Genomic DNA, 26176 nt, shown 5'->3' on the forward strand with positions numbered 1-26176 from the left:
ACCCGATGACACGGTACGCCAGTGCAGAAACGCATCCTCATCGTCGACGACGAACCCGCCATCCGCGAGATGGTCGCCTACGCCCTGCGCAAGGCCGATTACGAACCCGCCCACGCCGGCGACGCCCGGGAAGCCCAGGTCGCCATCTCCGAGAAGGTGCCCGACCTGATCCTGCTCGACTGGATGCTGCCCGGCACCTCGGGCCTGGAGCTGGCCCGGCGCTGGCGCAAGGACGAGCTGACCCGCGACGTGCCGATCATCATGCTCACCGCCCGCGGCGAGGAAAACGACCGGGTTTCGGGCCTGGAATCGGGCGTCGACGACTACGTGGTCAAGCCCTTCTCCGCCCGCGAACTGCTGGCCCGCATCCGCGCCGTGATGCGCCGGGCCCGCGACGACGAAGATGACGGTTCCGTGGCGGTGGGCAACCTGCGCATCGATGGCGCCGCGCACCGGGTCTTCGCCGGCGACCAGCCCCTGCACGTGGGACCGACCGAATACCGCCTGCTGCACTTCTTCATGACCCACGCCGAGCGCGTTTACACCCGCACCCAGCTGCTCGACCACGTATGGGGCGGCAATGTCTACGTCGAGGAACGCACCGTGGACGTGCACATCCGCCGCCTGCGCAAGGCGCTCGAACCCTTCGCCCTGGACAACATGGTGCAGACCGTGCGCGGCGCCGGCTATCGCTTCTCCGCGGCGACGGGCTGAGGCCGGCGCGCGGATGAGCGTATCGATGCTGCTGCGGCTGGCCTGGCGCCAGTCCCTGATCCGGCTGCTGCTGTTTTATGCGGTGGCGATCGGGCTGGGCCTGTGGCTGGGCGAGCCCTGGTGGGCGCTGGGCCTGGCCACCGCCGTGGTGGCCGCGCGGGCCTACTGGCGCCTGTACCGGGTGCTGCGTTTCCTGGACTGGCGCAAGCAGCTGCAGACGGTCGATGGCCAGGGCCTGTGGGCCGCGCTGGAAACCCTGATCCACCGCCGGCAGACCGAAAACCGCCGCCGCGGCCGCCGCCTGGTGCAGCTGCTGCGCGCCTACCGCCAGGCCGCCACCGCCATGCCCGACGGCGCCCTGGTGATCGGCCGTCGCGACGGCCGGCTGGTCTGGTTCAACAAGACCGCCCGGCACCTGCTGGGCCTGCGCTACCCGCAGGCCCTGGGCCAGCCGCTGGCCGAGGCGTTCGCCGGCCAGCCGCGCGTGCGCGACTGGCTGGCCGCCGGTGACACCGACGAGCCGCTGCTGGACCTGGCCAGCCCGGTCGATCCGATGGTGCGCATCAGCCTGCGCCTGATCCCCTACTCCGGCTCGCAGTGGCTGGTGGTGGTGCGCGACGTCACCAAGCTGATGCGGCTTGAACAGGTCCGCCGCGACTTCGTCGCCAACGTGTCGCACGAGCTGCGCACGCCGCTGACGGTGGTGCACGGCTACCTGGACATGATCGAACCCGAGGAACACCCGGAGCTGGCGACCATGGTCGGGGAGATGCGCAGGCAGTCCCAGCGCATGACCCAGCTGGTCGAGGACCTGCTGACCCTGTCCCGGCTCGAGGCCCAGGAATCGCTGCCCGAAGAACCGCTGGCGATGGCGCCGATGCTGGTCACCCTGCGCCGAGAGGCCGAGGCCCTTAGCCAGGGCCGGCACACCGTGCAGGTGCAGGACACCGCCGGCTGCGACCTGACCGGCTCGACCAAGGAGCTGCACAGCGCCTTCTCCAACCTGGTCTCCAACGCCATCCGCTATACCCCGACCGGTGGCCACGTGCTGATCCGCTTCGAACGCGTGGCCGGCGGCGGCGTGCGCCTGGCCGTGCAGGACACCGGCTACGGCATCCCGGAACAGCACCTGCCGCGCATCACCGAGCGCTTCTACCGGGTCTCGACCAGCCGTTCGCGCGAATCCGGCGGCACCGGCCTGGGCCTGTCGATCGTCAAGCACGTGCTGAGCCTGCACCAGGCCCGGCTGGAGGTGGAAAGCGAGGTCGGCCGCGGCAGCACCTTCGCCTGCGTGTTCGGTCCGGCCCGGGTGCGCATGCGCGGCTCGAACGCCATGCCGGGCGCCGACGACGGCCCGGACGTCGTAAGCTAGGGGCATGAGTCCCGACAGCCCCGACGCCGGCGCCAGTGCACCCGACCTGCACGCGCCCGATCTCTACCTCAACCGCGAACTGTCGCAGCTGGAGTTCAACTTCCGGGTCCTGGCCCAGGCCAAGGACCCGCGGGTGCCGCTGCTCGAGCGCCTGCGCTACCTGTGCATCAGCTGCACCAACCTCGACGAGTTCTTCGAGATCCGCGCCGCCACCGTGCGCACCGCGCTGCAGTTCGGCGGCCCGCTGCCGCCCGATGGCATCGCGCCCTCGCGGGCGCTGGAACTGATCCACGACAAGGCCGCCGAACTGGTGGCCGAACAGTACCGCTACTGGAACGAAGCCCTGCGCCCGGAGCTCAACGCCGCCGGCATCCGCATCCTGGCGCATTCGTCCTGGAACGCCCGCCAGCGCAAGTGGCTGCACCGCTATTTCCGCGACGAACTGCTGCCGGTGCTTTCGCCGCTGGGCCTGGACCCGGTGCATCCGTTCCCGCGCATCCTCAACAAGTCGCTCAACGTGGTGGTGGTGCTGGAGGGCAAGGACGCGTTCGGACGCAGCGGCGGCATGGCCATCGTGCGCGCCCCGCGCTCGCTGCCGCGCATCATCCAGCTGCCTCGGGAGATCTCCGGTGGCGAGCACGACTTCGTGCTGCTCTCGGCGGTGCTGACCGCCTTCGTGGACGACCTCTTCACCGGCATGAAGGTCAAGGGGGCGTACCAGTTCCGCGTCACCCGCAACTCCGAGCTGTTCGTGGACGAGGAGGAGGTCGAGAACCTCGCCAGCGCGCTCAAGGACGAGCTGGCCAGCCGCGGCTTCCGGCCCGCCGTGCGCCTGGAGATCGCCGAACACTGCCCGAAGCCCATCGTGCGCACCCTGCTGCAGAACTTCGGGCTGAGCGAAAACGCCGTCTACCGCATCAACGGCCCGGTGAACATCAACCGCGTCACCCAGGTCTACGACCTGGTGGACCGGCCGGACCTGAAGTTCCCGGCCTTCAAGCCCGGCGCGGTGGCCATCGACGAGGACTCGCCGTTCGAGACGCTGCGCCAGCGCGACGTACTTGTGCACCACCCCTACCAGAGCTTCCAGTCGGTGCTCGACCTGCTGCAGCACGCCGCCCACGACCCCGACGTGCTGGCGATCAAGCAGACGCTCTACCGCACCGGCAAGGACAGCAAGATCATCGACCACCTGATCACGGCCGCACGCAACGGCAAGGACGTGACGGTCGTGGTGGAACTGCGCGCGCGCTTCGACGAGGAAGCCAACATCCGGCTGGCCGACCAGCTGCAGGAAGCCGGCGTGCAGGTGATGTACGGCGTGGTCGGTTACAAGACCCACGCCAAGATGATGCTGATCGTGCGCCGCGAGGGTAAGAAGCTGCAGCGCTACGTGCACCTGGGCACCGGCAACTACCACGCCGGCACCGCCCGGGCCTACACCGACATCGGCCTGATGACCTCGAACCCGGACATCGCCGCCGACGTGCACGACATCTTCCACCAGCTCTCCGGCCTGGCGCCGTCGATCAAGCTGCGCAAGATGATGCAGTCGCCCTTCACACTGCACACCGGCATCCTGGCGCGCATCGAACGCGAGGCCAGGCTCGCGCGGGCCGGCAAGGGCGGCCACATCATCGCCAAGATGAATGCGCTCAACGAAGCCAACGTCATCCGGGCGCTGTACGAGGCCTCGCAGGCGGGCGCGAAGGTCGAGCTGATCGTGCGCGGCGCCTGCTGCCTGCGCCCCGGCGTGCCCGGCGTGTCGGACAACATCACGGTGCGGTCGGTGGTCGGGCGTTTCCTCGAACACAGCCGCGTGTACTGGTTCGGCAACGGCGGCAAGCCCGAGATCTTCTGCTCGAGCGCCGACTGGATGGAGCGCAACCTCCTGCGCCGCGTCGAGACCTGTTTCCCGATCCTCGAACCGCGCCTGGCCGAACGCGTCTACGACGAAGAGCTGGCGAACTACCTGGCCGACAACCAGCAGGCCTGGGAGCTGCGCGAGGACGGCAGCTACGCGCGCGTCCAGCCTGGCGAGGGCGACATGCCCTACTCCGCCCAGGGCGCGCTCCTGGCCAAACTCTGCGGGTAAGCCGATGCCGACCGACGCCCTCCCCCCGCTCAAGGACGGCGACATGCTGGCCGCCGTCGACCTGGGTTCGAACAGCTTCCACATGGTCGTCGCCCGCTACCTGCTGGGCCAGCTGCGCATCGTCGACCGCATCAAGGAAACCGTGCGCCTGGCCGAGGGCCTGGACGGCCACGGCGGGCTGGACCCGTCGGTGATGCCGCGCGCGCTCGAGTGCCTGGCCCGATTCGGCCAGCGCATCCGCACCCTGCCCGCCCCGCGCGTGCGCGCCATCGCCACCAACACCGTGCGCCAGCTGGCCAACCCGCAGGCCTTCCTGATGCCGGCCGAAACCGCCCTCGGCCACGGCATCGAAGTCGTCGCCGGCCGCGAGGAGGCGCGCCTGATCTACCTGGGCGTGGCCCACGGCAATCCGCCCGAGCCCGGGCGCAGCCGCCTGGTGATGGACATCGGCGGCGGCTCCACCGAGGTGATCATCGGCGAGGGCATGGAGGCCGTGGAGCGCGAAAGCCTGCAGATGGGCTGCATCGCCACCACCCGGCGTTTCTTCGGCGACGGCCGGATCAACCGCAAGCGCTGGAAGGAAGCGCGCACCGAACTGGCCGCCGAATTCCAGCAGTTTTCCGAAGCCTACCGCCGGCGCGGCTGGCACGAGGCCATGGGCTCCTCGGGCACGATCAAGGCGATCTGCGACGTGTCGGTGAAGATGAAGCTCACCAAGGTTTCGATCACCCAGGACAGCCTGGGCGTCATCCGCGACAAGCTGCTCGACTTCGACACCCTCGAATCGATCAGGTTGCCCGGCCTGTCCGGCGAACGCCGGCCGATTTTCGCCGGCGGGCTGCTGGTGCTCGACGCCGCCTTCGGCGCGCTGGGCATCGAGCGCATGTACGTCAGCGACCACGCCATGCGCGAGGGCGTGCTTTACGACCTGGTCGGCCGCGACAGCCAGCAGGACCCGCGCGCCGAATCGATCCGGGCCATGCAGTCGCGCTACGGCGTCGACCCGGAGCAGGCGGCGCGGGTCGAGGCCACGGCGATGAGCCTGTTCGACCAGGCGGAACTGCCCTGGGGCCTGGACGCCGACAACCGCCGCCTGCTGGCCTGGGCGGCGCGCATCCATGAGGTCGGCCTGGTCATCGCCCACAGCCAGTACCACCAGCACGGCGCCTACCTGCTGGAGAACTCGGACATCGCCGGCTTCTCGCGCACCGAGCAGCAGACCCTGGCCGCCCTGGTGCGCAACCAGCGCCGCAGCTTCCATCCGGCCAGCTTCGACAAGGTGCCCGACCGGCTGGTCACCAACATCAAGCGCTGCGCGCTGCTGCTGCGGCTGGCGGTGCTGATGCACCGCAGCCACGACCGCGACCCGCTGCCCGTGGTGGAGCTCGACGTGGACGGCGACGAGCTGCTGCTGCGCCTGCCAAAACGCTGGCTCGAGGGCCATCCGCTGACCCGCCTGGACCTGGAAACCGAGCGCGAGCAGCTGCTCGGCTTCGGCCACCGCCTGGTGCTGCGGGCGATCTAGCGCGGTAACGCCCGCGTCATGCGCCGGTCATGCCGCTGGCACACGGCGGCGGCAATCTTCGGCGCATGGACAAGCGCCTGCACATCGAACTGGTCACCGAAACCTACCCGCCCGACGTCAACGGCGTCGCACTGACCGTGCAGTCGCTGGAGAGCGGCCTGCGCGGACTGGGCCATGCGGTCGGCGTGGTGCGGCCCGAGCGCGAGGACGACGGCCCGCGCCCCGACCCGATGCTGATGCTCGTCGAGGGTGCGCCGATCCCGCGCTATCCGGGCCTTCGATTTGGCCTGCCGGCGGGCCGGCGACTGCAGGCACGCTGGCAGGTTCAGCGCCCCGACGCGGTCTACATCGCCACCGAAGGCCCGCTGGGCTGGTCGGCGCTGCGCGCCTGCCGCCAGCTCGGCATCCCGGTCGCCACCGGCTTCCACACCCGCTTCGACGACTACGTGGGGCGCTACGGCGCCGGCTTCCTGAGTCCGTGGGTGTTCGCCTGGCTGCGCCGCTTCCACAACCGCGCCGACGCCACGCTGGTGCCGACGTCCGAACTTCGCGACCAGCTTGCGCAGCAGGGCTTCCGGCAGGTCGCGCACCTGGGCCGCGCGGTGGACACCACAGGATTCCATCCCGGTTTCCGCGATGGCTCGCTGCGCGCCCGCTGGGGCGCCGCCGACGATGCGCCGGTGCTCGTGCACGTCGGCCGCATCGCGCCGGAAAAGAACCTGCCGCTCGCGGTGCGCGCCTACCGCGAACTGCAGAAGCGCCGCCCCGACGCGCGTTTCGTCTGGGTCGGCGACGGCCCGGCGCGCGCCGGCCTGCAGGCCGCCAATCCCGACTTCCTGTTCGCCGGCGTGCTGCGCGGCGAGGCGCTGGCCCGGCATTTCGCCAGCGCCGACCTGTTCTGTTTCCCCAGCCTGTCGGAAACCTTCGGCAACGTGACGCTCGAAGCGATGGCCAGCGGTATCGCTACCGTGGCCTTCGACTACGGCGCGGCGCGCGAACACCTGCGCAACGGCCTGCACGGCGCCGCGGTCGCCTTCGGCGACGAAAACGGCTTCGTGCAGGCGCTGGTGGAGACGGGCAGCGGCGACGGACTGCGCCATCGGGGCGAGGCCGCGCGGCTGGCCGTGCAGCACCTTCATCCAGGGCAGGTGGCGCGGGACTTCGCCGCGCTGCTCGGCGAGCTGGGTGGCCGGCGGGAGCAGGCGGCGTGAACGCCCGGGTCCGTCGCCTGTCGGACCGCGAAAACGACTGGTGCCTCGCCGCCAACCGCTGGGGCACGCGCTCGGTGGTGCGGGCCTGGTTCCGCGCGGTCAGCCGGCTGGGCGACGGGGCCTTCTGGTATTCGCTGATGGCGGCGCTGGTGGTGTTCGACGGCTGGCGCGGGCTGGCGGTGTCGGCGCAGCTGGCGGCGACCGGCCTGGTGGCGCTGCTGATGTACCGCAAGCTCAAGCGCTGGACCCGGCGCCCGCGCCCCTTCGCCGCCGACGTGCGGATCCGCGCCTGGATCGCTCCGCTCGACGAATTCAGTTTCCCTTCCGGCCACACGCTGCACGCGGTGGCCTTCACGGTGGTCGCGCTGGCGCACTACCCTGCCCTCGCGCCGCTGCTGCTGCCCTTCGCCGCCAGCGTCGCGGCTTCGCGCGTGGTGCTGGGCCTGCACTACCCCAGCGACGTGCTCGCCGCCACCGGCATCGGCCTGGCCCTGGGCACGCTGTCCCTCTGGATCGTCGGTTTGCCTCTCTAACAGCCCCCTTGTGGGAGGGACTTCAGGAAGGAAGTTGGCGAAGCCAGAAGGTCAGCGGTTTTTCCGAAGGTTTGTCTTCGCCGATTTCGCGCCAGGCCAGCCGCATCGTCAGGCCGGGCTGGCGGACGTAGCCGCGTTTCGTCCAGAAGGCTTCGTTGCCGCGATGGCCGGGCGGCCGGCGCGGGTCGGACGGATCGCGGTCGACCGCGCAGAAAGCCGTCGTGTTGAAACGCCCGAGGGCGGCCGCATGCGCCTCGCGCTCGTCGAAGAAGCGGTGGCCGATGCCCTGCCCGCGATACGCCGGCAGCAGCACCGACTCGCCGAAGTAGAACACCTCGTCCACCGGACGTCCCGCGTCCAGGAAAGGCTTGCGGAACTCGGCGCTGTCGTCGGCCAGCGGAAGTCCGGTCGAGGCACCGACCACCTGATCGCCATCGAACGCCAGCACCACGACGCTGTCCGGCGACGCGGCGTAGGCCTGCAGGTACTCGCGCTCGTAGGCCGGGTCGCCTTCGTACAGGTAGGGCCAGTCCCGGAAGACCGCCACGCGCAGTCGCGCGACGGCGTCAAGCCAGGGCGTGATGTCGCGACCGGCGAGCCGCCGGACGGTGGCGCCTGCGGTCACGGCGCCGCCTGTTCGGCTATCCAGGCGTCCACGCGCTTCTCAAGCAGGACCAGCGGCAATGAACCGCTGGTCAACAGCACGTCGTGGAACGCCGGCAGGTCGAAGGCCGGACCCAGGCGCGTGCGCGCACGCTCGCGCATCGCCAGCAGGCGGTTCATGCCGACCTTGTAGGCCAGGGCCTGGCCGGGCATCACCAGGTAACGCTCGATCTCCGCCACCACGTCGGTCTGCGGCATGCCGGTTTTTTCGCTCATGTAGGCGATGGCCTGTTCGCGGGTCCAGCGCTTGTCGTGCATGCCCGTGTCCACCACGAGTCGCACGGCGCGGAACATTTCCGCCTGCAGTCGCCCGAGGTTGTCCAGCGGCTGGTCCTGGAAGCCCATCTCCCAGGCCAGGCGCTCGGTGTACAGGGCCCAGCCTTCGGAGAACGCAGTGAATGGCAGCACCTTCCGGAAGGTCGGAAGACCGGTCAGTTCCTGCTGGATCGTGACCTGGAAATGGTGGCCGGGAATGGCCTCGTGATAAGCCAGCGTGCGCATGCCGAACTTCGCCACTTCCGCGGTGTTGCGCAGGTTGATCGAGAACACGCCGGGCCGGGAACCGTCGAAAGCCGGCGGGTTGTAGTAGGCGCCGGGCGCGGTCTTTTCGCGGAACTCAGGCACCCGCTCGACGACCACGCCCTGCTTCGGGCGGACGTTGAAGGCGGCGTCGATGCCTGCGTCGATCTCTTCGATGATCGTGGTGAAGTCGGCGATGATCGCCGCCCGCCCCTCGTCGGTGTCGGGGTAGAGCTGGTCGGGCCTGGACGCGATGATCTGCAGGCGCTCGCCGACGCTGCCTTCGGACAGGCCTTCGGCGACCAGGATGGCGTGCATTTCGGCTTCGATGCGCGCGACTTCGTCCAGGCCCAGCTGGTGGATCTGCGCCGGCGTCATGTCGGTGGTGGTATGCATGCGTGCAGCCCAGGCGTAATAGGCCTCGCCGTCGGGCAGCGCCCAGGCGCCGTGGTTGCCCTGGGTCTTGGGCAACAGCTGCGCGTAGTAGTCGATGAACCGACGGTAGGCGGGCAGCACGCTGTCGGACACCGCGGCCTGCGCCCGGTCCAGCAGGGCCTGGCGGGCCGGCGCGTCGAGTTCCTCCGCGGGAAGCTTCGCCAGCTTTTCCTCGAACGAGGTGTACAGGATGTTCTGCGTCGCGGGCGTGGCGGCGAAGGCGCGCATTTCGGCGAGGACCTTCTCGACCACGAAGGTCGGCGGCAGGATGCCGGCCTGCTCGCGCTCATGCAGCCCTTCGAGCACCTGTCCGGCCATCTGCGGGAACTGGCCCAGCCGCGCGAGGTAGTCGTCGGCGTCATCGGCGGACGTTACCGCATGCTGCACGGCCAGGAAGGTCGGCAGGCCGTTCTGGACGCCGAACACCGGATTTAGCGGGTAGTTGTGCAGCGCGAAGCGTTCCCCGTCCTGCTGCACGGACAGGAAGTGCTCGAGCACGTCGTAGGAGAGCTGGCCGGACGGATCGAGGTCACTGCGGTCGTAGCTGCGCAGGGTGGCGAGGTCCTCGCCCAGCTTCTGCTGCATCGCTCGGGCCTGCGCCGGCGAGCGGTCGGTGAGCTCGTCGCCGTACCAGTTCAGCCATGGCGGCAGCATGCGCAGCGAGGTCAGCATCTCCGGGTCGTCCAGCGCGTATTCGATGAAGACGCGTTCGTAGAACCAGCCGATCTTCAGCGGCTTGCCGTAAACGGTGTGCAGGCCCAGGGCGGTGGCGGCCACGATCACGGCCAGCAGGGTCCAGGCAAGGAACTTGAACAGGGTCTTCATGGCGCCTCCATAGAGGCCGGGAACCTTAGCAGAGCCCGCGCCGCCCGGGCCGGGCGGGCGCTACACTGACGGCATGAACTACCGCCACGGATTCCATGCGGGCAACCACGCCGACGTGCTCAAGCACCTGGTGCTGGTGGCCCTGCTCGATGCGCTCAAGCGCAAGGACGCGCCCTTCTTCGTGCTCGACACCCACGCCGGCCGGGGCCAGTACGACCTGGCGGCCAGCCAGGCCCAGCGCACCGGCGAAGCTGAGGCCGGCATCCGGCGACTCTGGGCGACGCGGCCGTCCGAGCCCCCCGCGCTGGCCGCCTACCTGGCGGCGGTGGCGGCCTGCTGGACGCCCGAGGCCGACACCTACCCGGGCTCGCCGCTGCTGGTCGCGCGCGCGCTGCGCGAACAGGACCGGCTCGCCGCCTGCGAACTGCAGCCCGAGGAAGCCGCCGCGCTGAAGGCCCTGCTGGCCGGCAACCCGCGCTGCCACGTGCACCAGCGCGACGGCTACGCCGCCATCAAGGCCCTGCTGCCGCCGCGCGAAGGCGCGACGCGGTTCGCCCGGGCGCTGGTGCTGGTGGATCCGCCCTACGAAGCCCAGGCCGAGGAATACCCGCTGATCACCACCGCCCTGCGCGACGGCCTCGAGCGTTTCCCGCAGGGGATTTTCGCGCTTTGGTACCCGATCAAGCAGCGCGCCACCCTGCAGCCGCTGATGCGCAAGCTGGCCAACCTGCCGATGAAGTCGGCGCTGGCGATCGAGCTGCTGGTGCGTCCCGACGACTCGCCGCTGCGCATGAACGGCAGCGGCATGGTCGTGATCAACCCGCCCTGGCAGTTCGAGCGTTCGGTCGAACCCGCCCTGCGTCCGCTCGCCCAGGCCATGGGCGACACCGGCGCCTCCTGGCGCCTCACCTGGCTCAAGCAGGAAAAACCCTGACCATGTCCACGCCCAAGCATGCCCGCTACGAATCCCGCGGCCCGGTGCCGCACGAGGTGATCCGTCCGGTCGAATTCGAGCTGGCGCCGCCGGCCGACGGCGAATGCCGGGTGGCGGTGCTGGCCGCGCCGGTCAACCCGTCCGACGTGCTGACCCTGACCGGCGAATACGGCCAGCTGCCGCCGCTGCCCGCGGTCGGCGGCAACGAAGGCGTGGGCCGGGTCGAACACATTGAGGGCGAGGCGCATGGCCTCGCCGAAGGCGACATCGTGCTGCTGCCCGTGGGCTGCGGCAGCTGGAGCACCCACCTCAACCTGCCAAGCAAGACACTGGTGAAGCTGCCGCACGACGTCGACCCGGTTCAGCTGTCCATGCTCACCGTCAACCCGCCCACGGCGGCATTGATGCTCTCGGACATCATCGAACTGCAGCCCGGCGACTGGGTGGTGCAGAACGCCGCGAACTCCGCCGTCGGCGGCTACCTGTTGCAGCTGGCGCGCCGGCGCGGCATCAACGTCATCAATGTCGTGCGCCGCAGTTCTGCCATCCAGGCCGTGCAGGACCTGGGCGGCGAGCACGTGCTGGTGGACGCCGAGGACCTGCCCAAGCGGGTGCGCGACGCCGTCGGCGAAGTGCACGTGCGGCTGGCGATCGACTGCGTCGGCGGCGTGCACACCGAACACCTGGCGCGCTGCCTGGTGCCCGGCGGCACCGTGGTGAACTACGGCGCGATGGGCGGCGACCGCTGCATGCTGTCGCCGCGCTACCTGGTCTTCAACGACATCCACCTGCGCGGCTTCTGGCTGGCGCAGTGGTTCCGCAAGGCCCGGCCGGAAAAGCGGCAGGCGCTGTTCGCCGAACTCGCCGGCCTGGTTGCCGACGGCACCCTGCACGCCCGCATCCAGGCCAGCTACGGCATCGACCACGTGCGCGAGGCCGTGCAGGCGGCGGCGTCCGGCGCCCGCGACGGCAAGATCGTGATCGAACCCAACGGTCCCTCGCGCGCCGCGATCTGAGGCGGGTGACGCGCTGCGCTACTCGTAGCGCAGCGCCTCGATCGGGTCCAGGCCGGCCGCCTTCGAGGCCGGCATGATGCCGAACACCACGCCCACCAGCGCCGAGAACCCGGCCGCGGCACCGACCACCCACAGGGGAACCTGCGCGGGCGGGAAATTCGGGATCATCGAAGCCACCAGGATGCCGGCGCCGTAGCCGAGCGCGATGCCAATCAGGCCGCCGAGCAGCGCCAGCAGGCCGGCTTCAAGCAGGAACTGCACCAGGATGTCGCGGCGGGTCGCGCCCAGGGCCTTGAGGATGCCGATCTCGCGGGTCCGCTCGGTCACCGACACCAGCATGATGTTCATGATGCCGATGCCGCCGACCAGCAGCGAAATGCTGACCACGCCGCCGACCACCGCGGTGGCGGTGCCGGTGATCTGCTCGAACTGCTTTACGAAGGAATCGGCCGCCTCGACCTTGAAGTCGTCGTCCTGGCCCGGCTTGAGCCGGTGCGAGGCGCGGATGGCGCGCTTGACGCGTTCGCGCAACGGTTCGACGTCCTCGATGTCCTGGGCGGTGAACGAGACGCTCATGCGTGGCCGCACCTCGTTGCCGGTCATCGCCCGGCCCACGTCGAAGGGAATGATCACCAGGTTGTCCTGGCTGAAGCCCAGCAGCTCGCCGCGCTTTTCCAGGACACCGACGACCTTGAACCACTCGGCGCCGATGCGGATGTATTCCCCTACGGGGTCTTCCGGCAGCTCCAGGTCCTCGATCGCCTTGGCGCCGACGACGGCGACCCGGCGCCGGCTCTGGTCGTCGCTGTCGACGATGAATCGTCCCGCTTCCGGATACAGTCCACGCACGACGGTGAAATCGGCGGTCGTGGCGATGACCTGCGGCATGGCCGTCCGGCTGCGATAGCCGATGCCCGTGCTGGGCACGGCCATCATCGGCACCACGTCGCCCACGCCCGCGATGCGGTAGCGCAGCAGGTCGACGTCGTCGAAGCTCAGCCGGTTCTCCTTGCCCAGGCTGGCGTCGGAGAAGGAGGTGTAAGCCTGCAGCGTCAGCGTATTGCTGCCCAGGTCGGCGAACTGGTCGGAGATCGAGCGCGAGAAGCCCTGCACCAGCGACACCACGGCGATCACCGAAGCGGTGCCGATCAGGATGCCCAGGGTGGTGAGGAAACTGCGCATCCGGTGCGCCATCAGGCTGGTCAGCGCGGCGCGGAAGGCTTCGAGGAAGGCGTACATGTCAGGCCACCTGCGCGGGCGACGGATTGCTGTAGTCCTCGACGACCTTGCCGTCGGAGACGCGGATGGTGCGACGGCAGTGCGCCGCGATGTCGGGCTCGTGTGTCACCACCACGACCGTCTGGCCGGCACGATGCAGTTCGTCGAACAGCGCCATGATCTCGGCCGAGGTCTTCGAGTCGAGGTTGCCGGTGGGTTCGTCGGCCAGCAGGATCGAAGGGCGGCCCACGAGGGCGCGCGCCACGGCCACGCGCTGGCGCTGGCCACCGGAAAGCTGGTTCGGGCGGTGGCCCATGCGGCTGCCCAGCCCGACCTGCTCGAGCGCCTTCGTGGCCAGCACCTTGCGCTCGGCGCGGGGCATGCCGCGGTAGACCAGCGGCTGCATCACGTTCTCGAGCACGGTCATGCGCGGAAGCAGGTGGAAGGACTGGAACACGAAGCCGATTTCCTTGTTGCGCACGTGCGCCAGCTCGTTGTCGCCCAGCGTCGAGGTGTCGCGGCCGTTGAGTTCGTAGGTACCCTCCGAAGGCGTGTCCAGACAGCCGATCAGGTTCATCAGCGTGGACTTGCCCGAGCCGGAGGGACCGATCAGGGCCACGTATTCATTGGACCCGATGAACAGGTCGACGCCGTTCAGCGCCAGCACCTCTTCCTCGCCCATCATGTAACGCTTGACGATGCCGGTGAGGCGGATCATTCCTCGTCTTCCCCGTCCTCGTCTTCTTCTCCGGCCTTGGCCCTGGCCTTCTCGTCGCGCAGTTCGCCGTCGATCGCCGCGCCCTCGCGCAGGATGCGCAGGGTCTTGGCCGGGCCGACGATGATCCGGTCGCCCGCGGCCAGGCCCGACGTGACGGCCTCCCAGCGGTCGTCAGACAGGCCGGTTTCGATCTGCACCTTGCGGGCGCTGCCGTCGCGGTCGACCCAGACGAAACGCTTCACCGGGCCGTCTTCCGATTCTTCCGTGACAACGGCTTCCACCGGCACCGCCAGGGTCTTGCCGCCGTCGCCCAGGAAGATGTCGGCGCGCGCGCTCATGCCCGAACGCAGGCCCAGGTCGTCCGGCACGTCCAGGAGCACGTCGACCTGGTAGGACCGACCCTGGCTGCCCGGCTCGAGGCTCGGCGCCAGCGCGATCTGCGCGACCTTGCCCTGCAGCGGCGTGTCCTGGTGCGCGGCCGCCACCACTTCGGCCTGCTGGCCCATGCGGATGCGGGCGATGTCGGCCTCGTCGACCTTCAGTTCGGCCTGGATCGCCGAGGTATCGGCGATCTTCATCAGGCTGGCGCCGGCCAGCGACATCGTGGACGGGATCGCGGTCTCGCCGACCTTGATCGGCAGGGCCACGATGGTGCCGCCGATCGGGGCGCGGATGTCGGTCTTCTGCAGCTGCTCGCGGGCTTCGCTGAGGATGGCCTGGGCCCGGCGCAGCGATTCCTGCGTGCTGCGAAGCTCGACGCGTGCCAGGTCGCGGGCATTGCGCAGGTCGTCGAAGTCGCTCTGGCCGATCATCTGCCGGCCCAGCAGCTCCTCGCCGCGCTTGAGCCGGGTCTCGGCCAGGGCCAGCGCCAGCCGCTGGCGCTCGATGCTGATCTGGCTCTGGCGCTGGCTGGCCTCTTCGCGCTCGATGGCGTTGCGGTAGGTCTCGGGATCCAGGCGCAGCAGCAGCTGGCCTTTTTCCACGCGGTCACCCTCCTGGACCAGGATCTCCTCGACCTTGGCCACCAGTTCGGCGGTCAGGTTCACCTCGTCCAGGTAGGCCAGCAGCCCCGAGGCGAGGATCGAGGGGCGGATGTCCTGTTCGGACGCCAGCACCACCTCGACCTCGGTGCGGGACTCGCCGCGCAGCGACTTGACCGCAAGCGGCAGCGCGACCACGGCGACGACGATGGCCGCGGCCACCCACTTCTTGTTGAGCTTCATCGGGACTTGGTTTCCAGGCTTGGCGTCAGAGGATCGCGAACAGGGCCATCACGCCGTAGATGAGGATCGACGGCAACAGCGCCACGAACAGCGCCTGGCCCCAGCCGGTGCGGAACCAGGTCTTCCAGCCCAGCGCGGCCAGGAACCAGACCCAGAAATTGAGCAGGCTGAAGCTCTTGGCCAGCATGGACCAGTCGTGGTCCATCGGCAGCTGCACCAGCAGCGGATCGACGTTGGTCAGCTGCAGGCTCTCGAACGGCGTCTGCGGCGAACTGGTGAGGATGCCGCCGATCACCACCAGGGTGCCCAGCAGCATCGGCATGCTGGCCCAGCTGACCAGGGCCATGCCGTGGCGGAAGCTGACCGCATGGCCGGTGACCTTGCCCGCCAGCAGGTAATACAGCCCGTAGACCAGGAACACGATCACCATGAAGATCATCGCGCTGGGCGCGGCGATCCACGCGGTGGTGCGCGCGCCGGGCATGAAGGCCTGGGCCTGGGCGATCTCCTCGCTGCTCATTTCCGGCCGCTGCGACAGCATCTGCGCGGTCTGGTGCTCGGCGAACCAGGCCGGGTCGACGGTGAGGAAGTACAGCAGGGTCGAAACCGCGGTCAGGCCCGCCAGCAGCAGCAGCGGGGTCCAGAACGTGGGCTTCTCGCGCAGGTCGGCGAACACCTTGGCCGGCTCGAGGAAGATGTTGATCAGGTGGGACATGCAAGGCTCCTGGCTGGTGAAACCGCGACTCCCCTTGAATCGCAGCGTGAATGGTAGGTGATTCGGGCCCCGCCGTCGGCCCTTGGGACGAAATCCTTCCGGGCGGGGATACAACCCCAGACGCCGCGACGAAACAAAACGTGACATCCGGCTTCACGCCAATTTTCGCCCCGGCTGCGAGGCTGCGGGCTGGCCAGAGCCGAAACCACCGGGAGAAACGCCCATGGACCGCAAGACCACCCGCGATTTCCACCCCGAAGTCCTTCGGCTGTTCGACCGCTACGTGCACGGGCAGCTGGACCGGCGCGGCTTCCTGCAGGCCGCAGCGGGTTTTGCCGCCGGCGCCTCCGGGGCCGCCGGGCTGCTGGCGGCGCTGTCGCCGCAGTTCGTCCAGGCCCGCCAGGTCGAACCCGACGATCCGCGGCTGGCGACCAGCCGCCCGCGCTTTGACTCGCCCGCTGGCTACGGCGAGGCCGGCGGCTACCTGGTCCGCCCCACCGCTGAAACCGGGCCGCTGCCGCTGGTGCTGGTGGTGCACGAGAACCGGGGACTCAATCCCCACATCGAGGACGTGGCCCGGCGCGTGGCGCTGGAGGGTTACCTTGCCTTCGCGCCCGACGCCCTGTTGCCGATCGGCGGTTACCCCGGCGACGAAGACGCCGCCCGCGCGAAGTTCCAGACCCTCGACCAGGCCAAAACACGACAGGACATGCTGGCCGCCGCGCGCTGGCTGCAGGGCCACGCCCTCGGCAACCGCCGCCTGGGCGTCGTGGGCTTTTGCTACGGCGGCGCCATCGCCAACTTCCTGGCCACCCAACTGCCCGACCTTCAGGCCGCAGCGCCGTTCTACGGCGGCGCGCCGGATGTCGCCGACGTGCCCGCGATCAAGGCCGAACTGCTGGTGGTGCTGGCCGCGGACGATCCGCGGGTCAACGCCAGCTGGCCCGGCTACCAGGCCGCGATCGAGGCCGCCGACACCGATTACACCCTTCTCCAGCCCGGCGGCACCGTGCACGGCTTCCACAACGACACCACGCCGCGCTACGACGAAGACGCCGCGCGCCTGGCCTGGGACGCCACGCTGGACCTGTTCGAACGCCGGCTCAAGGCCTGATCCGAGCGCAGAGCGGATCAAGGCCGAACTGAGGCGGTTATACTGCGTCCCCGATGAGCCCGCTCCTGCTTCCCGTTACGCCACCCTAGCCCCGGCCATTTCGCCGGGCTTCCGCGGTGGCCGCTCGTCGCGGCGCTCCCTGCCCCCTACTTCCCTGCATGACCCGCCGCCGCCCGGGTCGGACACACAATCCATGTTCAAGAATTTCCGTGACGACTGGCTCGCCAACGTCAGGGGCGACGTGCTCGCCGGCCTGGTCGTTGCCCTGGCCCTGATCCCCGAGGCCATCGCCTTTTCCATCATCGCCGGCGTCGACCCCAAGGTCGGCCTGTACGCCTCGTTCTGCATCGCGGTGGTGATCGCGTTCACCGGCGGCAGGCCGGGCATGATCTCGGCCGCGACCGGCGCCATGGCGCTGGTGATGGTGGACCTGGTCGCGGACCACGGCCTGCAGTACCTGCTGGCCGCGACCCTGCTCACCGGCGTGCTGCAGATCGTGGCCGGCCTGTTGAAGCTCGGCGCGCTGATGCGCTTTGTTTCGCGCTCGGTGATCACCGGCTTCGTCAATGCGCTGGCGATCCTGATCTTCATGGCCCAACTGCCCGAGCTGATCGGCGCGACGTGGCTGGTCTACGTGCTCGTGGCCGCCGGCCTGGCGATCATCTACGGCCTGCCCTACCTGACCAGGGCCGTGCCCTCGCCGCTGGTCTGCATCGTGCTGCTGACCGGCCTGGCGATCTGGCAGGGCTGGGACGTGCGCACGGTCGGCGACATGGGCGAACTGCCCGACAGCCTGCCGGTATTCCTGCTTCCGCAGGTGCCGCTGAGCTTGGAAACGCTGTGGATCATCCTGCCGGTGTCGGTGACGCTGGCGGTGGTGGGCCTTCTGGAATCGCTGCTCACCGCGGCGATCGTCGACGACCTGACCGACACGCCCAGCAACAAGAACCGCGAAGCCGCGGGCCAGGGCGTGGCGAACATCGCGTCCGGCCTGGTCGGCGGCATGGCCGGCTGCGCGATGATCGGGCAGTCGGTGATCAACGTGAAGTCCGGCGGCCGCGGCCGCCTGTCGGCGCTGGTGGCCGGCAGCGTGCTGCTGGTGCTGGTGGTCTTCGCCGGGCCGTGGGTGAAGCAGATCCCGATGGCAGCGCTGGTGGCGGTGATGATCATGGTGTCGATCGGTACCTTCAACTGGGGCTCGATCAGGAACCTGCGCGAACATCCGAAAAGCTCCAGCCTGGTGATGATCGCCACTGTAGTCGTCACCGTCGCCACCCACGACCTGGCCAAGGGCGTCGGCGCCGGCGTGCTGCTTTCGGCGCTGTTCTTCGCGCGCAAGGTCGGCCGCGTGCTGCACGTGGGCTCCACCCTGTCCGCCGACGGCGACCGTCGCGACTACGTGGTCACCGGCCAGGTCTTCTTCGCGTCGGCCGACAGCTTCATCGCCGGCTTTGATTTCAGGGAAGTGCTCGGACACGTCAGCATCGATGTCAGCCGCGCGCATTTCTGGGATCTCACCGCGGTCGGCGCGCTCGACAAGGTGGTGCTGAAATTCCGCCGCGAAGGTACCGTGGTGGAAATCATCGGCATGAACGAGGCCAGCGCCACGATCGTGGACAAACTGGGCGTGCACGACAAACCCGACGCCGTCGAACGGCTGATGGGCCACTGAGGGAGACACCTGGCCATGAACGACACCCGCCCGCTCATCCACGCCGACGGCAAGGTGCTGGCCGCGATGGATCCTTCGGTGTACGCCGACTCCGTCGCCGACCACGCCGGCTGGGCCGCGACCCGGCTCGGCTCGCCGCTGGAACTCGTGCACGTGATCGATCGCCGCCACGGCGCCGCCGCCGGCACCAACCTCAGCGGCAGCCTGTCGCTGGGCGCGCAGGAAAACCTGCTGCAGGAGCTGGCGGATCTCGATGAACAGCGCGGCCGGGTCGACCAGGCCCGCGGCCGCCTGCTGCTCGACCAGGCCCGCGAACGCGTGCAGACGGGGTTTGGACTGGCCGCGCAAGCGCGGCAGCGCCAGGGCACGCTGGTCGACAGCCTGCTCGAACTCGAGGCCGGCGTCCGGCTGTTCGTCATCGGCAAGCGCGGCGAACACGCCGACTTCGCCAGCGGCCACCTGGGCAGCAACCTCGAACGCGTGGTTCGCTCGGTGCACCGGCCGGTGCTGGTGGCCTCGCGGGCGTTCAAGGCGTCGGCGCGTTTCCTGGTCGCCTACGACGGCAGCGCCACCACCCGCCGCTGCGTCGAGATGGTCTGCGCCAGCCCGCTGCTGCAGGGCCTGGCCTGCGACGTGCTCACTGCGGGAGAGGCCAGCCCCGACGCGCAGGAACACATGGACTGGGCGCTTGCAAAGCTGCGCGACGCCGGCTTCAGCCCGGAAGCGGTGTTCCAGCCCGGCGCCGCCGATACGGTCATCGCCGAGGTCAGCCGGGCGCGTGGCAGCGACCTGCTGGTGATGGGCGCCTACGGCCACTCGCGCATCCGCAGCCTGATCCTGGGCAGCACGACCACCCAGGTCCTGCGCAGCTGCCTGCTGCCGGTGCTGCTGCTGCGCTGAGGCTGGCAGCGCCGGAAGCCCTTCCGGCGCAACACTGGGTTGACTGGCACCCTATTTGTTCCTCTGGCGGGACGACGGACAATGGCCGCCCATCACATCCCGGAGGCAACATGAGGTCCCTGGCCACCTTCGGCGCCCGGCTCGGCCTGGCCCTGATCTTCATCCTCGCCGGCTCGCTGGGGCCGGACAGCTGGCTGGGTGAACGCCAGGCCGGTGCCCGGTGATCAGCCTGCGCCCGGCCCGCGAACGCGGTCACGCCAACCACGGCTGGCTCGATTCCTGGCACAGCTTTTCCTTCGCCGGCTACCACGACCCCGAACACGTGCACTGGGGTCCGCTGCGCGTGATCAACGAAGACCGCGTCGCCGCCGGCCAGGGCTTCGGCACCCACGGCCATCGCGACATGGAGATCATCAGCTACGTGCTCGAAGGGGCGCTGGGCCACAAGGATTCGATGGGCCACGCCGCCAGCATCGTGCCCGGCGAAGTGCAGCGCCTGAGCGCCGGCACCGGCATCACCCACTCCGAGTACAACCACAGCGCCACCGGTGAAACCCACTTCCTGCAGATCTGGATCATCCCGCACACCCTGGGCGCGAAGCCCGGCTACGCGCAGAAGACCTTCACCGACGCCGACAAGCGCGGCCGGCTGCGCCTGGTCGCCAGCGGCGACGGCGCCGAGGGCTCGGTGCCGATCAACCAGGACGCGCGTTTGTATGCAGGCTTGTTCGACGATGACGAAGCCGCAGAGCTTGCGCTTGCCCCGGGCCGACTTGCCTATGTGCATCTGGTGCGCGGCGAACTCGAGGTCAACGGCCGTCGCCTGCAGGCCGGCGACGCGCTGAAATTCCGCGACGAAGCGATGGTAAAGGTGGCCGCCGGACGCGGCGCCGAAGTGCTGGTGTTCGACCTGCCGCCCCTGGACTGAGGCGCTTGGGCATAATCGGGCGGCACCCTTGAAAGGAGCCGCCCGCTTGCGCAAGACCGCCCTCGCCCTCTGCCTTTTCGCCCCTGCCGCCCTGGCGACCCCGCCCGGGCTGGACGAGGTTGTCCAACGCACGCGCGACACCTTCGACGTACCCGGCATCGCCATCGCCATCGTGAAGGACGGCGAGGTGGTGATGGCGCGCGGCTTCGGCCAGCGCGACCAGCGCACCGGCGAACCCGTGGACGCGCAGACGCGTTTCGCCATCGCCTCGCAGACCAAGGCCTTCACCTCGGCGGCGCTCTCGATCCTGGCCGACGACGGAAAACTCAGGCTCGACGACCGGGTGATCGACCACCTGCCCGGCTTCCGCATGTCGGACCCCTACGTCACGCGCGAAATGCGCGTGCGCGACCTCCTGACCCACCGCAGCGGCCTCGCCCTGGGCGCCGGCGACCTGCTGTTCTGGCCGGCCAGCGAACATTCCACCGAGGAGATCGTGCGCCGGCTGGCCCACGTGCCGCTGGCCACCAGTTTCCGCGCCGACTACGCCTACGACAACGTGCTTTACGCCGTGGCCCAGCGGCTGATCGAAACCGTGTCCGGCCAGTCCTACGGCGACTTCGTGCGCGAGCGCATCTTCGTGCCGGTGGGCATGCAGGGCGCCGTGATCAACAGCGACCGCCTGCCGGACGGCGCCAACGCCGCCACCGGCCACGCGAAGCCGGGTTTCGCCGGTGAACTCGTCACCGTTGCGCCGATGACCTGGTCGAACAACCAGGCCGCCGGCGGCATTTACGCCAGCGTCGACGACCTGGCGCGCTGGATGCAGGTGCAGCTCGACGGCGGCGTGCTCGGCAAGAACGACGACGGCAGCGAGCGCCGCCTGTTCAGCGCCGAACGCCACCGCGCCATGTGGGAACTGGTGACCCCCATCCGCATCCCGGCCGAGCCGGCGGTGCCGGAACTGGCGCCGGCCCTGCCGCAGTTCGCCGGCTACGGCGAGGGCTGGTCGGTCAGCGAATACCGTGGCCACCGGCTGGTCTGGCACACCGGCGGCTGGCCCGGCATGGTGTCGCGGGTCACCCTCGTGCCGCAGCTCGATCTGGGCATCGTGGTGCTGACCAACCAGGAAGTCGGCGCGGCGTTCCAGGCAGTCACGCTCGAAGCGCTGGACCATTACCTGCAGGCCCCGGACACCGACTGGGTCGCCGCTTATGCCGCGGCCGTGGCCAAATCACGCGAGAAGGCCGACGAGGCCTGGGAAAAACACCAGGCCGCGCGCGACCGCCGCAGCCAGCCCTCCCTGCCGCTGGACGGCTACGCGGCCACCTACCGCGACGCCTGGTACGGCGACGTCGCGATTGCAAAGGAAGGCCAGAAGCTGGTGATGCGCTTCGCGCACACGCCGGCGCTGGTGGGCACGCTGGAACACTGGCAGCACGACACCTTCCTGGTGCGCTGGCACGACCGTGCGCTCAACGCCGATGCCTTCGCCAGCTTCGCGCTGGACCCGGACGGCAAGGTGCGGGAACTGCGCATGCAGGCCGCGTCCTCGCTGACCGACTTCAGCTTCGACTTCCACCACCTGCGGCTGCTGCCGCAGGCGGCTTCGGACTGAGCGGCTTCAGCCGACCCGCACGAGGCGGTGACTGGAGTCGCCGGCGTAGCTGCGGTCCTGGGCGTAGCCGCTGCTGCGGCCATAACCGGTGCCGAAGTCCCGGCGACGATAGCGGTCCGGGCGCATCGCCTCGGCGAGTTCGATCGCCACCGGGGTGGCGCTCGGCAGCTGCCTGGCGGCGGACGCCCGGGTCACCGGCACGGACGCGACCGGGCGGGTCGGGAACAGGCGGTAGAAGGAATTCAGGGCATTCATGGCCGGGGCCTCGTGAGTTGGTGTGCTGGTAATCTACAACACCTAACCGCACACGCCATGGGCCGGAAGTCATGTTCCGTAAATTATTGAATTCCTGCCGTTTTCCCCAGGTCTTCAGGGCCCCTTGAAGCCGGGCGACGCCGCGAGCACCCGCTCCAGCGCCGCCAGCTGGGTCCGCGCCTGCGCCGCCAGCGGGTGCCCGGGGTGCGTGCGCAGCAGCGCCCGGAGCCGGTCGCGCGCCTCCTCGTCCCGCCCGAGGCGTTCGCTCAGCAGGGTCGCGGCGGTAAGCACCACCTGCGGCAGGTCGGGACTGTCGGGAAAACGGCCTTCGAAATCCTGCGCCAGTGCCACCGCCCGCTGCGCCTGGCCCAGGCGCGCGGCCAGGGCCACCAGCCGCGCTGTCTGGTCGGGCAGGTCCAGCCGGAAACCCCGCACCCGTTCGGCGGTATCGGCGTAAACCGCGAGGGCGCGCTTTTCCTTGTCGGTAACGACCAGGCTGGAGATGTACTCGCGGTCGTGCGCGGCAAGGCGCTCGAGCTCTCCTTCGGCGATCAGCAGTTCGCGGAAACGGTCGTGCACCGGATCCGAGGCGCCGCGTCCGCGGAACAGCCCGGCCAGCAGCTCCGCGGCCGCGGCCGGCTTGCCCTGCGCGGCCAGTTCCCCGGCGCGGGCCATGGTTTCGTCCTCGATGGGATTGGCGTAGGTCGCCCGGGCCACCGCCGGCGTGACATCAAGGCCCAGAACTTCGTGGTGCCGATGCAGGGCGTCGCCCAGCACGTGGTAGCTGGCGACCAGCGCGTACAGGGCGATGAAGCTGCCGGGCACCTGCCCCGGATCGCCCATGACGGCCATGAACCCCCACTGCAGCGCCTCGGACAGCAGGCCGAGGATCGCGAACACCAGCACCACGCCGAAGTAGGCGCCGCCCAGGCGGCGGATCAGCTCGAACCAGGCCAGGGGGTTGAGCGCGTTGAGGTAGTGGTGGTTGATCGCCAGCAGCATCACCGCCGCCGGCATGAACAGGAACACCGCCAGCAGGGCCACGGCCGTGGCCACCAGCCCCAGGTACACCGCCACCAGCGTCACCGCCAGGCCGACCAGCACGCCCAGCACCAGTTGCTCGATCGCATCGCCGTCGGTGGCCAGCATGTCTTCGCCGTGCAGGGCCTCGTAGCGCCCCTGCGCGGTATTGGTCAGGGCTTCGACCGCCATCTTGAAGCCCATCACCCAGAAGGCCAGTTCGAACAGCATCCCCAGGATGTTTGGCAGGTTCGACAGCAGGCGGAACAGCGCCAGCCCCGCGAACATCAGCAGCATGTCCCGCGTCGCGGGGTAGGCCAGCAGGCCGGGCAGCCGCTCGAAGAGGGAACCGGCGACCGGGGATCTGTTGGCCATCTGCCTGCCTTTGCCAGGGGAGTGAAGCACCCGAGGCTAGTGCGCGCCCCGGCCGGGGGTCAATCCGGCCGGGGCGCGCCGGCGTCGCTGCCTAGTTCGCGGCGGGGGTCCAGACGATGTTCACCGAGGTCAGGGTGTCGGTGTTCTCGGTGCCGACCGGCACCTCGGTGTTGTGGCGGGCCTGGAAGGCGGCCTTCAACGCCAGGGTCTTGTTGATGCTGACCGCGATGCCGATGTCGTTCTGGGCGAAGGTGTTGTCGCTGGTCGCCTCGACCAGGGTGGTGTTGAAGAACTTGGTGCTGTCGGTGATCTGGTGCTGGTAGTCGGCGAAACCACGCACAAGCGCCCCGGATTCAACTTCGCCGGTATCGGCCAGGCGGGCGCGACGCACGCCGGGGCCGCCCTCGATCTTGAACGTGCGGCCTTCTTCGCGCACCAGCCAGCCACCGTAGTTCAGGGCCAGCGTGGCCTGGTAGTCGTAGGGCGAAAAATCGTCGTTTTCATAGCGGGCGGCGGCACCGAGGTAGCTGCGCTCGGTGAGCTTGCGGTCGGACTTGGCGCCGACCTCGTAGCGGTTCGCGGTGAGCTCGTCGTCGTTCTCCGAGCGCAGCGCGGCCAGGTAATAGTCGTGCGTCCACAGGTCTTCCTCGGCCTTGAGGCCGAACCGCCCGTTGATGCTGGTGGTGTCGGAATTGCCGGTGGTGTTGACGATGCCCAGTTCGGCGCTGGGTTGCCAGGTGGCTGCATTGGCCACGGCGGGGCTGGCCAGCACGGCCAGCACGAGGAGGGTTCGGTTCATGGGCGCTTGCGTCTTCTTGCTGCGAATCGGCCGCCTATTAAAACGTAGCCAACATGAACACGCTGCAAAGGCTGCAAACCAGGGCTTTCAGGGCAGGACGCGCGCCAGCAGTTCCGGCAGGCCCTCCCGGCGGGCGAGACCACCGAATCCCAGGTCACTGCCCGCGCCAAGGCGCGCGTGGCAGAAAGCCTGCGCCACGGCTTCAGGCGCGCCGCGCAGCAGCACGCTGGCCTGCAGCGCGATGGCCATGCGCCCGGCGAGCTCGCGCGCCCGCGGCACGAGCTCGTCGGCGGGCAGCCGGAGCAGGCTTTCGATCGCGGCGGCCTCCGCGTCCAGCGCGGCGCTGGCACCGCGGGCCGCGGCCAGTTCGCCGAAATACGCCCGCGCGCATTCGGGCTCGCGGCCCAGCGCGCGCAGCACGTCCAGGCACTGGATGTTGCCGCTGCCTTCCCAGATCGAGTTCAGAGGCGCCTGCCGGTACAGCTGCGGCATGCCGGTTTCCTCGACGTAGCCGATGCCGCCCAGGCATTCCATGGCCTCGGCGAGGAAAGCAGGCGCGCGCTTGCACACCCAGTACTTTCCCAGCGCGGTGGTGAGGCGCGCGAGTGCCGCTTCACAAGGGTCGCGTTCGCTGGCATCGACGGCGCGGGCAACGCGGAAGGCCAGCGCGGTGGCCGCCTCCGACTCGAGCGCCAGATCCGCGAGCACGCTGCGCATCAGTCCATGCTCGACCAGCCGCTTGCCGAACGTGCGACGATGGCGCGCGAAGTGCATCGCCCGCGCGAGGCCCTGGCGCATCAGGCTGGCCGAGCCGAGCAGGCAGTCCAGCCGCGTCAGCGACACCATCTGCAGGATGGTGGCGACGCCGCGGCCTTCGTCGCCGATGCGCCAGGCCAGCGCGCCCTGGAATTCGATCTCGGCACTGGCATTGCTCCAGTCGCCGAGCTTGTCCTTCAGGCGCTGGATCTGCACGGCATTGCGGCTGCCATCGGGAGCGAAACGCGGCAGCAGGAAGCAGCCCAGGCCACCGGGCGCCTGCGCCAGCACCAGGAAGGCGTCGCACATCGGCGCCGAGTAGAACCACTTGTGGCCGACCAGCGAGTACAGCCCCTCGCTGCCGGGCACCGGCGTCGCGCGCGTGGTGTTCGCACGCACGTCCGACCCGCCCTGCTTTTCGGTCATGCCCATGCCGATGGTGACGCCCGGCTTTTCCCAGCCGGGACGATGCGAGGGGTCGTAGCGGTCCGAACGGATACGCGGCAGCCATTCGGCGGCCAGCGCCGGCGCGTGCATCAGCGCCGGCACGCTGGCGTAGGTCATCGTCAGCGGGCAGCTGCTGCCCTGGTCGGCCTGGTTGTGCAGGAACATCAGCGCCGCGCGCGCCACGTGTGCCCCCTCCCGGCCGGCATGCCGCCACGCAAAACCCGGCACGCCGTGTTCGACGGCCGTGCGCATCAACTGGTGGTAGGCCGGATGGAATTCGACCTGGTCGATGCGCTGGCCGCGGGCGTCGAAGGGCAGGAAACGCGGCCGGTTTTCATTGGCAAGCCGACCCAGCTCCTGCAGCTCGCCGCCGGCCAGCGCGCCGTAGGCCGCCAGTGCGTCGCCGGCCCAGCTGCCGCCTTCGCGGGCCACGGCCTCGCGCAGCGCCACGTCGCCTTGCCACAGGTCGCTCGGGGCCAGCGGGGGCGGCTGGTTTTCCACCTCGTGGGTGCGGAAACGTTCGCGGATGTCCATGCGCCCCTCCTGGTCCCGGCCATTGTGCCTGCGCGTATGATC

General features: G+C 69.5%; 23 protein-coding genes. 13 read left to right on the forward strand and 10 right to left on the reverse strand.

The window, feature by feature from the left end; genetic code table 11:
• The first annotated feature begins 21 nt into the window (after positions 1-21).
• From phoB to ACE3TE_RS01520, 6 genes are all read left to right on the forward strand, one after another.
• Complete coding sequence (gene phoB, locus ACE3TE_RS01495) at positions 22-714, forward strand: phosphate regulon transcriptional regulator PhoB (protein WP_374601546.1); 693 nt, start codon at positions 22-24, stop codon at positions 712-714.
• A 13-nt stretch (positions 715-727) separates the two neighbouring features.
• Entirely contained in the window at positions 728-2086 is a 1359-nt protein-coding gene (gene phoR / locus ACE3TE_RS01500) for a phosphate regulon sensor histidine kinase PhoR (RefSeq protein WP_374601548.1), read from the forward strand.
• A gap of 4 nt (positions 2087-2090) precedes the next feature.
• Positions 2091-4181: a polyphosphate kinase 1 gene (ppk1, locus tag ACE3TE_RS01505; protein ID WP_374601550.1), complete on the forward strand. Its 2091-nt coding sequence runs from the start codon at positions 2091-2093 to the stop codon at positions 4179-4181.
• Between the two features lie 4 nt (positions 4182-4185).
• Positions 4186-5706 (forward strand): exopolyphosphatase, encoded by a 1521-nt coding sequence (ppx, locus tag ACE3TE_RS01510; protein ID WP_374601551.1) that lies wholly within the window; start codon positions 4186-4188, stop codon positions 5704-5706.
• A gap of 77 nt (positions 5707-5783) precedes the next feature.
• The gene (locus tag ACE3TE_RS01515) at positions 5784-6917 is read left to right on the forward strand and encodes a glycosyltransferase family 4 protein (RefSeq protein WP_374601918.1); all 1134 of its coding nucleotides are present in this window, start codon (positions 5784-5786) and stop codon (positions 6915-6917) included.
• Positions 6914-7450: a phosphatase PAP2 family protein gene (locus ACE3TE_RS01520; RefSeq protein WP_374601553.1), complete on the forward strand. Its 537-nt coding sequence runs from the start codon at positions 6914-6916 to the stop codon at positions 7448-7450. The genes ACE3TE_RS01515 and ACE3TE_RS01520 overlap by 4 nt, the downstream gene beginning before the upstream one ends.
• Before the next feature lie 22 nt (positions 7451-7472).
• On the opposite strand, the gene ACE3TE_RS01525 is transcribed toward ACE3TE_RS01520, so the two are convergent.
• Both ACE3TE_RS01525 and ACE3TE_RS01530 read right to left on the reverse strand, forming a co-directional pair.
• Positions 7473-8075, reverse strand: coding sequence for a GNAT family N-acetyltransferase (locus ACE3TE_RS01525; protein ID WP_374601555.1), 603 nt, complete (start codon positions 8073-8075; stop codon positions 7473-7475).
• Complete coding sequence (locus ACE3TE_RS01530) at positions 8072-9892, reverse strand: DUF885 family protein (protein WP_374601557.1); 1821 nt, start codon at positions 9890-9892, stop codon at positions 8072-8074. Before ACE3TE_RS01530 ends, ACE3TE_RS01525 begins: the two co-directional genes overlap by 4 nt.
• 73 nt (positions 9893-9965) lie before the next feature.
• Here ACE3TE_RS01530 and ACE3TE_RS01535 point away from each other — a divergent pair, with 73 nt between their 5' ends.
• Together ACE3TE_RS01535 and ACE3TE_RS01540 are read left to right on the forward strand one after the other, a co-directional pair.
• Entirely contained in the window at positions 9966-10826 is an 861-nt protein-coding gene (locus tag ACE3TE_RS01535; protein WP_374601558.1) for a 23S rRNA (adenine(2030)-N(6))-methyltransferase RlmJ, read from the forward strand.
• 2 nt (positions 10827-10828) lie between these two features.
• Complete coding sequence (locus ACE3TE_RS01540) at positions 10829-11842, forward strand: zinc-dependent alcohol dehydrogenase family protein (protein ID WP_374601560.1); 1014 nt, start codon at positions 10829-10831, stop codon at positions 11840-11842.
• An 18-nt stretch (positions 11843-11860) separates the two neighbouring features.
• On the opposite strand, the gene ACE3TE_RS01545 is transcribed toward ACE3TE_RS01540, so the two are convergent.
• From ACE3TE_RS01545 to ACE3TE_RS01560, 4 genes are read right to left on the reverse strand one after another with little or no spacing between them, the layout of a single operon-like run.
• On the reverse strand, positions 11861-13081 hold the full coding sequence (locus tag ACE3TE_RS01545) for an ABC transporter permease (protein WP_374601562.1): 1221 nt from the start codon (positions 13079-13081) through the stop codon (positions 11861-11863).
• A gap of 1 nt (position 13082) precedes the next feature.
• Positions 13083-13778, reverse strand: a complete 696-nt coding sequence (locus ACE3TE_RS01550) for an ABC transporter ATP-binding protein (protein WP_374601563.1) — start codon at positions 13776-13778, stop codon at positions 13083-13085.
• Positions 13775-15001: an efflux RND transporter periplasmic adaptor subunit gene (locus ACE3TE_RS01555; protein WP_374601565.1), complete on the reverse strand. Its 1227-nt coding sequence runs from the start codon at positions 14999-15001 to the stop codon at positions 13775-13777. Before ACE3TE_RS01555 ends, ACE3TE_RS01550 begins: the two co-directional genes overlap by 4 nt.
• Before the next feature lie 25 nt (positions 15002-15026).
• Positions 15027-15716: a YIP1 family protein gene (locus ACE3TE_RS01560; RefSeq protein ID WP_374601567.1), complete on the reverse strand. Its 690-nt coding sequence runs from the start codon at positions 15714-15716 to the stop codon at positions 15027-15029.
• Positions 15717-15939: 223 nt separating this feature from the next.
• On the opposite strand from ACE3TE_RS01560, the gene ACE3TE_RS01565 reads away from it, so the two are divergent.
• From ACE3TE_RS01565 to ACE3TE_RS01585, 5 genes are all read left to right on the forward strand, one after another.
• Complete coding sequence (locus tag ACE3TE_RS01565) at positions 15940-16830, forward strand: dienelactone hydrolase family protein (protein ID WP_374601569.1); 891 nt, start codon at positions 15940-15942, stop codon at positions 16828-16830.
• A 193-nt stretch (positions 16831-17023) separates the two neighbouring features.
• Complete coding sequence (locus tag ACE3TE_RS01570) at positions 17024-18502, forward strand: SulP family inorganic anion transporter (protein WP_374601571.1); 1479 nt, start codon at positions 17024-17026, stop codon at positions 18500-18502.
• Positions 18503-18517: 15 nt separating this feature from the next.
• Positions 18518-19402: a universal stress protein gene (locus ACE3TE_RS01575; protein ID WP_374601573.1), complete on the forward strand. Its 885-nt coding sequence runs from the start codon at positions 18518-18520 to the stop codon at positions 19400-19402.
• A 220-nt stretch (positions 19403-19622) separates the two neighbouring features.
• Positions 19623-20330, forward strand: a complete 708-nt coding sequence (locus tag ACE3TE_RS01580; RefSeq protein WP_374601575.1) for a pirin family protein — start codon at positions 19623-19625, stop codon at positions 20328-20330.
• Positions 20331-20376: 46 nt separating this feature from the next.
• On the forward strand, positions 20377-21948 hold the full coding sequence (locus ACE3TE_RS01585) for a serine hydrolase (RefSeq protein WP_374601577.1): 1572 nt from the start codon (positions 20377-20379) through the stop codon (positions 21946-21948).
• A 6-nt stretch (positions 21949-21954) separates the two neighbouring features.
• Here the strand turns inward: ACE3TE_RS01585 and ACE3TE_RS01590 are convergent, their stop codons facing one another.
• From ACE3TE_RS01590 to ACE3TE_RS01605, 4 genes are all read right to left on the reverse strand, one after another.
• Entirely contained in the window at positions 21955-22203 is a 249-nt protein-coding gene (locus tag ACE3TE_RS01590) for a hypothetical protein (protein WP_374601578.1), read from the reverse strand.
• Between the two features lie 114 nt (positions 22204-22317).
• Positions 22318-23598 carry a tol-pal system YbgF family protein gene (locus tag ACE3TE_RS01595; protein ID WP_374601580.1) on the reverse strand — a complete coding sequence of 427 codons (1281 nt, stop codon included), beginning with the start codon at positions 23596-23598 and terminating at the stop codon, positions 22318-22320.
• Between the two features lie 91 nt (positions 23599-23689).
• The gene (locus tag ACE3TE_RS01600) at positions 23690-24397 is read right to left on the reverse strand and encodes a YdiY family protein (RefSeq protein ID WP_374601581.1); all 708 of its coding nucleotides are present in this window, start codon (positions 24395-24397) and stop codon (positions 23690-23692) included.
• Positions 24398-24484: 87 nt separating this feature from the next.
• Positions 24485-26134: an isovaleryl-CoA dehydrogenase gene (locus ACE3TE_RS01605; protein WP_374601583.1), complete on the reverse strand. Its 1650-nt coding sequence runs from the start codon at positions 26132-26134 to the stop codon at positions 24485-24487.
• Between the last annotated feature and the right edge of the window lie 42 nt (positions 26135-26176).

The organism is Arenimonas sp. (assembly GCF_041919775.1).
Taxonomy (GTDB): domain Bacteria; phylum Pseudomonadota; class Gammaproteobacteria; order Xanthomonadales; family Xanthomonadaceae; genus Arenimonas.